Origin of the sequence: Tychonema sp. LEGE 07196, assembly GCF_963890365.1 — a bacterium.
GTDB lineage: Bacteria > Cyanobacteriota > Cyanobacteriia > Cyanobacteriales > Microcoleaceae > Microcoleus.
Window position 1 is genome coordinate 25,904 of the sequence record NZ_CAWPRX010000005.1, and the last position, 6,198, is coordinate 32,101.

Annotated in this window: 11 protein-coding genes; 3 read left to right on the forward strand and 8 right to left on the reverse strand. The window is 47.3% G+C overall.

Features of this window, described 5'->3' with window-relative positions; translation table 11 throughout:
* Positions 1-160 precede the first annotated feature (160 nt).
* The 8 genes from AACV78_RS00565 to AACV78_RS00600 all read right to left on the reverse strand — a co-directional run bounded on the left by AACV78_RS00565 (position 161) and on the right by AACV78_RS00600 (position 5,179).
* Positions 161-2,293 carry a hypothetical protein gene (locus AACV78_RS00565; protein ID WP_194010821.1) on the reverse strand — a complete coding sequence of 711 codons (2,133 nt, stop codon included), beginning with the start codon at positions 2,291-2,293 and terminating at the stop codon, positions 161-163.
* Entirely contained in the window at positions 2,293-2,829 is a 537-nt protein-coding gene (locus AACV78_RS00570) for a hypothetical protein (RefSeq protein WP_194010822.1), read from the reverse strand. Before AACV78_RS00570 ends, AACV78_RS00565 begins: the two co-directional genes overlap by 1 nt.
* Before the next feature lie 17 nt (positions 2,830-2,846).
* On the reverse strand, positions 2,847-3,569 hold the full coding sequence (locus AACV78_RS00575) for a hypothetical protein (RefSeq protein WP_194010823.1): 723 nt from the start codon (positions 3,567-3,569) through the stop codon (positions 2,847-2,849).
* A gap of 66 nt (positions 3,570-3,635) precedes the next feature.
* Entirely contained in the window at positions 3,636-3,926 is a 291-nt protein-coding gene (locus AACV78_RS00580; RefSeq protein WP_194010824.1) for a hypothetical protein, read from the reverse strand.
* A 13-nt stretch (positions 3,927-3,939) separates the two neighbouring features.
* Positions 3,940-4,155 carry a hypothetical protein gene (locus AACV78_RS00585; RefSeq protein ID WP_194010825.1) on the reverse strand — a complete coding sequence of 72 codons (216 nt, stop codon included), beginning with the start codon at positions 4,153-4,155 and terminating at the stop codon, positions 3,940-3,942.
* A gap of 3 nt (positions 4,156-4,158) precedes the next feature.
* The gene (locus AACV78_RS00590; RefSeq protein ID WP_194010826.1) at positions 4,159-4,359 is read right to left on the reverse strand and encodes a hypothetical protein; all 201 of its coding nucleotides are present in this window, start codon (positions 4,357-4,359) and stop codon (positions 4,159-4,161) included.
* Positions 4,360-4,364: 5 nt separating this feature from the next.
* Positions 4,365-4,541 (reverse strand): hypothetical protein, encoded by a 177-nt coding sequence (locus AACV78_RS00595; protein WP_194010827.1) that lies wholly within the window; start codon positions 4,539-4,541, stop codon positions 4,365-4,367.
* Positions 4,538-5,179 carry a hypothetical protein gene (locus tag AACV78_RS00600; RefSeq protein ID WP_194010828.1) on the reverse strand — a complete coding sequence of 214 codons (642 nt, stop codon included), beginning with the start codon at positions 5,177-5,179 and terminating at the stop codon, positions 4,538-4,540. The genes AACV78_RS00595 and AACV78_RS00600 overlap by 4 nt, the downstream gene beginning before the upstream one ends.
* 95 nt (positions 5,180-5,274) lie before the next feature.
* On the opposite strand from AACV78_RS00600, the gene AACV78_RS28600 reads away from it, so the two are divergent.
* The 3 genes from AACV78_RS28600 to AACV78_RS00610 all read left to right on the forward strand — a co-directional run.
* A complete protein-coding gene (locus AACV78_RS28600; protein WP_194010829.1) occupies positions 5,275-5,577 on the forward strand; it encodes a ribbon-helix-helix domain-containing protein in 303 nt (100 codons plus the stop codon).
* Positions 5,578-5,621: 44 nt separating this feature from the next.
* Complete coding sequence (locus AACV78_RS00605; RefSeq protein ID WP_194010830.1) at positions 5,622-5,795, forward strand: hypothetical protein; 174 nt, start codon at positions 5,622-5,624, stop codon at positions 5,793-5,795.
* 105 nt (positions 5,796-5,900) lie between these two features.
* On the forward strand, positions 5,901-6,198 hold a 298-nt coding region (locus tag AACV78_RS00610), incomplete at its 3' end, for a hypothetical protein (protein ID WP_194010831.1).

The following is a 6,198-nucleotide window of genomic DNA, read 5'->3' on the forward strand; positions in this document are numbered from 1 at the left end:
CCCCAGATTCTTAGAAAATCTTTCACTTTCCTCAATAGGCACTGCACCTCCACCCCAATTAGTGATTCTGTATTCTAGAAAAGACTTATCCGCATAGGTGATTTGAGTGATTGTAATGGCAGGTTTGAGGGTCGGGTTCTCGGCTATTACGTGATATGTATTAGTTGACATTGTTTCCTCCTTCACTTTGCAAGAACTCCTGAATCTTAGGCAACTGCGAAACCTCGCCGTTATCGTAATTCTCAATTAGCCACTTGAGTAGCGTTTTCCCGTGCTGTGTGTAGCTGCGGGTTGGGTGGCCGTTTTTCTCCCCACATTTCAGGATTGACCTAATAATATCTCTGGGTTTCTGTCCTTGTTTCGCAGCCTCTGACACTGACAGAAATAATTGCTCAGGAGGCATACCAGGGTACATTTGCCCGAAGCCTCTGACAGTCCACATAAACCCTGACACCTTATCTGACAAAGGTTCTGTCTCTCCTGACTGACCCTGACTGTCGAACAATTCCCCCTCATCCTCCTGACTGTCAGACGGCTCCCTCTCGCCCAAATTGAACTCCAAGTCGTAAGTTCGTTGCCAGTATTCAGAATCAGATAGCTGGGGTTTTTGACTGGTTTCGACAGTCGTTATTCCTGCCTCTTGTTGAATTAAATACTGTCTGAATTTCTCGATATCAAAATCCAGTTTTTCGTCTCTTTCTTCTGGCGTAAGTTTGATAATACACTTCTCGATACAAGGCAGCAAGCCGACGTTCCCACCCCCCAGAGTCGTGAAGAAAACTGGAATTTGTTTGGCTTTAGATTCCGCCATTAACTCGTTAAGCTGTGCTAAAAGCGTCTGGCGTTGAGCATTGTCAGAGACGATGTACTGGTTCTTAATCGCCAGCTCCACCAGCAGATAATCACCCTTAGTTTTGCCGTCCTCCGTCTTCACTAACAACCCTTGAGCGACAATCGCCATGTTTGCCCGCAAGTTCGCATCTCCCACCAATCCAAGCGCTTCAAGGTTTAAGGATTGAGCCAACACTAGAAGGCAAACATTGTAATCTCGACCGACTGTAATAATGTCGAGCAACATTAATTCAATCTTTGCCCAAAGTGCTTTGTGAGCCTTCCGAAGCGTCAAGACAATTGATGACCAATCCTCTAAAATCAACCGTAGCGGGGGCAAGTGTTTGCGGTCAGCTTCAGATATGTTGTCAAGTCTGGCTAAGAAATTTTTGTGGAAATTCTCAATTAATTTGTAAGCTTTTGTCGGGTCTATTGAATTGAAAATGGTTAGTTTCCCTGCTTCCCGCAGCCCGCAGAAACTATCATTTTTCCGTCCAAGAATCCACACCGATGCAGCCTGTCTTTTGCTTCGTGCTTGGCTGTACACAGAATCTAACCATGCCGATAAAGTGTGGCTTTTGCCAGCGCCCGTAGAACCTGTTAAAAGCATTGACTTATCCGAGTAAGCTAAATCCTCTAATAGTTGCTCTCCGGGGGTTTTACGTGACTGAATTGCTAGCGCTGAATCAGACTCTACTTTGTCGCTAGGGTTGTTGATGCTGTCCAGCGTTTGCGTCCCCGTCAACTGGAACTGGAAAGGAGTCTTTTGGTTTCGCAAGTAGGCGATATATTCTTGCTTTTTGTCCTCAGACAATCCCGCAGTTTCTGCCTCAAAAATGGCTTCCTCAGCCTCCAGTTGAGCAATTCTGATATCGGCTTCACCCAAAACCTCACACTGCTTGATAACCACGGCGCAATCGTTCGCGACAGCTTCCACGTCTCCCTCCGCTTGGACTTCTTTAATCCTCATTGCCCGGTAATCTTCCAGCAGCTCTGTACGAGCATTCAGTTGACCTTTAGCCAAATCCCGTTTCTCTGCTATTGCCTCATAGTTTGCAAGCTGTCGCTCGGAGTTTTGCAGGCTTCGGAATCCAACACCCGCAACCCAAAAACTACCTCCAGCAAGCGCCATCCATAGTGCTTTATGGGGATTTGTAGCGGGTATTTTCTTGTGGAAAACTACGTTGGGATTGGCTTTCCAGCGCTCTGCGTGGTACTCGGTCATGATGTACGGTTTGCCCGCTTTATCAACGCATTGCAAGGCTTGTTTGTTGCGGATGCAAAGTTGCACTCGATTGCTGGCCGTACCCGTTAGGGCGGTGATTCCGCTATATATCCCAATCACAAGCGCCAAGCCGACTGCCGACAACTTGCCAGCAATAGGGAGTCTTTCAAAGGTTAGCAACAGGACGCGATTAGACTTAAGTAATTGAGCGTGTTTTTCTGTTAGCGGTGACGACATTACTTATTCCCTCCTTTGACCTTGAACATTAGGCAAAAAATGATGACTACAAGTGCAATTGAAGGCAAGTAATCAAAGCTATTAGAAGTAGGTTTTTTTACCGTTTGAATTTCTTTTATACCTCTCTCTAGACGTGGTTCTACATCCGATGTTTGCTGCGATTCAGACAGCGGTTCAGCGAGGCTAGCAATCATGCCAACTGTCACGCCACCGCCAACAATTGCAGTAGGCAAGCGGTGCTTTGATTGTCCGGTAATCTTGGCTGCTAAATAAACTTGATAGATGCCAATTGCCACTATCGAACCGCCCGCGACTTGCATGGTATGGAACATGAAAACCACTGCCGAACCTAACACTGTGGGTGCTACTACTTCGCAGAGATTGGCAGCGTCTCGGTATTGGCGTTCAGCGTTGGTTTCCTCCGGCTGCGGTTGGTCAATGGTCGGTGCTGTAACCTGCTGATATTGCTGTTGCTGTTGCTGTTGAATGCCCCCTCCCGAAAAGGAAAGGGGACTTGACCCAATAAATTCGTGCATAAGTCAGTCCCCTGTCTTTAACGGTTGTTGAAATTCATTACGTTCGCAAACCAGCCCCCAAACCCTCTAGCCGTCCCGGTTGCGGAAACACCATTGGAGAGGCTGGCTGATCCAATGACAACTGGTACTTTTTCCTGAATCCCTTTGTCGGAGCCGACTGTTGCGCGACTGAGCAGCTTCTGTCGCCTTTCCCTAAGAGACTCTTGAATTGTTTGCCTTTTCTCTGCCACCTCGCCCCGATTTGCGATGGCTTCCATCTTGTTCTCGTGTCGCCACAATTCCGCTTGTAAGTCGCCCGTGAGTTCAGAGGCTATTTCGGCTAGTCCGTGTTGTCGCTTGGTTTCAATTTTGAGCATTGCTGCCCGGTCTTTCGCGTCTAGTTGCTCCATCTCTGAACCAAATTCCGCATTGAGCTTGCGGATTTTAGCGATGGCATTTCCGACTTTAGAGCCGAATTTCTTCCGAATTTCTGTCCAGCGAACTTGACCATCGCTGATTTTTTCCAGCGCCTCCAGATAGGTCGTAGCGTTGTCCAAAAACGGTTCCAGAACTAGAGCGAGTTGTTCGGCGTTGGAAGCTTTATCTGCCATCGCCTCCAACTTATTAACATCGCTCAAGTAAGAGAGGATGTCCGCTTCTGTGTCAGCCCAATCTCCCGCTTTTTCGTCAATGTATGGGCTGTGTCCGGCTGCGGGATTGCGTATCGCTATACTGCTGCTGTCGTTGCGTCCAAAATCCATAGTAAAATCTCCTTAGATGAGTCCCCCCCTTTTTGTTAAGGGAGGGAGGATTGTGCGGCCGGCCGATTACTTCTCTAGGGCGATCGGCTGGCTTTGATTTGTCATTTGGTTGAGCTTGTCAGATACTCGATCGCCCGCCGGATGACCAATAACGGGCAACAACTCCCCGCGCCGCCAGCTTTCCGAAAGTTCGATCGCCGTTGCCAAATCCAGTCCAACGGCCATAAATTGGCACTCCGGGAATCCGAGGTTATCGCAATTGATGCACGGACGCTCTGGCTCATCGGTAACAGGCGGCTGCAACATTGCCCAGATTTCTGGATTGGATTCAGGCGTAATTTCAAAAACTTTGGTCATTGCTCAATCCCTCCTATTTAGAAACGCTTCCAGCATCATCTGAATTCAGATTAATGCTGTTGTTAATCGTGACGTTTCCATGAATAATTGTCGGTTCCGGAACTCGTTTTGCGCCAGATTGATAGCCTGTGTCAAAGCCAACTGCAAAGACAAGAGCATTGGTCAATAACGCACCGCCAACCATTATCTTTGTCAGGGTTTTGTCGAAGTCTTTGTCATCATCAAGCATCGCCTAAACCTCCTCAGATTTCACGTCAATTGCATCGCCATCTTTAGATAAGTCCTGGCGTGTTGGAGTCGGCTTGTAATTGATAACCGTGCCAGCGATAAAATCACCCTCGATTTTCTCAACGTAATTTCCGCCGTTAGTATTGATAACCCGTTTTCCCGGTTTGCCGTCTTCAAACACTACGCCATTGATGATTCGTACCATATTAATCAATCCCTTAAACTGTTGACTTGACCGATGACTTCGATACCTTTCGCGTCTGTTATCCCTTCATCTCTCAGGCTTTGGGCTGCCACTAGAACAGCGTCCTGAGACTTTTTGGCACTGACATTAAACACTCGCGGGGTGTTGCTTTCGCGCTGCACTTTCACTTTGTAAAAGCTCATGATTCAGCCCCCAGCTTCATTGCCCGCAGTTGTGCCAGAACTTCAGCTTGAGCTTTTTGCTCAGCCTGAAACACTGCGAGAGCACGCGTGGCCCCACGGTTTTGAGCAGCATTGATTTCAGCATTGTCCAAGTCAGCATCACGCTGTTGGGCTGCCTGATTTTCGGAAGCAATTTGAGCTAGAAGCTGCTGCACATTTTGGTTTAGAGAGGCGGAATTAGAAGTAGAAACTTGCTTCAATTCTGCAATCCGTCTATCAAGAACTGGGGTATATTCCGAAATTGTTAACGTGGAAACTTGGGAAGCAGGGGATGCGGTCGGTGCGTTTTCTACCAGTTTCCGCAATTCGCTAAGTTTTCCAGCATTTAACAATTTGCAAGCTTTGCGGGCAAGCTCAGAATACTGGGTAGCTCTGGCAGCGCCACGGCGTAGGGTTGTGATATCCAGCCCGTAGATGCTTTGCAACTTGGAAATCGATTGTTGCAGTCCGGCTTTAGACAACCGCAGCAGCCCCTGGATCTGCAAAGCTGAGTACCATTGCTCAGTCTCCTCTAGCTCCTCTGGTTCGACAAAATTATCGATTGCTTCGGACTCTACATCAATCACGGCAAGGCTTTGGGCTTGTTCGTCGGGTTTCATAATTTATCAGGAAAAATCGGTACTTTATCGATAAAATCGATTTCTATCGATATACGTGTTAATTTAGCAATTAACAATGAACTTGTCAACAGATAATGCACCTGAATGACAAAAGGAGCTTGAAAAGGGAGAATAATGAACATCACCCTTTTCAATCGCTTTCAGTGCCAACACCAAAACCGAGAACGACTATATATTTAGACCCAGAGCTTTATCAGGCTTTGGAACGTCGGGCTAAGGAGGAAAGGAGGAGTATATCTAATTTGTGCAATATCTTGATTGAGGATGCGATGCAAATATGGCTAGAAACCAACCCCCCTCCTGAACCCAAAGACTCACCCGCAGCCAAACCAACCACAGCAAGCAAAACCAAAAGGAGTAAAACTAGCAAAACTTAAAAATGTGGTGACACTATTACTAGAACCCAGAGGAAAATCAACCGATGCGAACCAAACAATGTATCAACGTATCTATCGACCCGGTTCTTATCCAAGCCCTAGATGAGAATCGCGGCCCCACGCAGAAACTCACGCGCTCCAGCCTGGTTGAGCGCGCCGTGCGGTTGTTTCTGGCAATTGAATTTGATGATGAAGCGTCGCAGCAAAAAAGCGCCTAATCAAAGGGATTACGCGCTTTTTGCAATTTCTATATTCACCCTAACTCCCCCAAATCTTTCCACGGATTAAAGAGCTAGGACATCGCTTTCACACTCTAACAAAGAGTGAAAGCTACACTCATTGTGCCATACTCTAACGAAAATACAATTCAATCTGTAGACAATTTAATTGAATCTGCATCCCCCCACCAAAAGGATGCGCCAAACACACAACTTGACTTAATTCTAGCAGTATCCCCCCCTCAAGAGCCAGGAAATTTGGAGCTAGGGGGGACTCTATGCAGCATCGGCGAAAAATTCCTCACCCCCGAACATGAAGCCCACATCGCAGGCAGAGGCTTACTCAATCCTTGGGCCCGCGAATGCAGCTTCAGTGCCAGCATCGCCCAAGCTTCGCTCTATG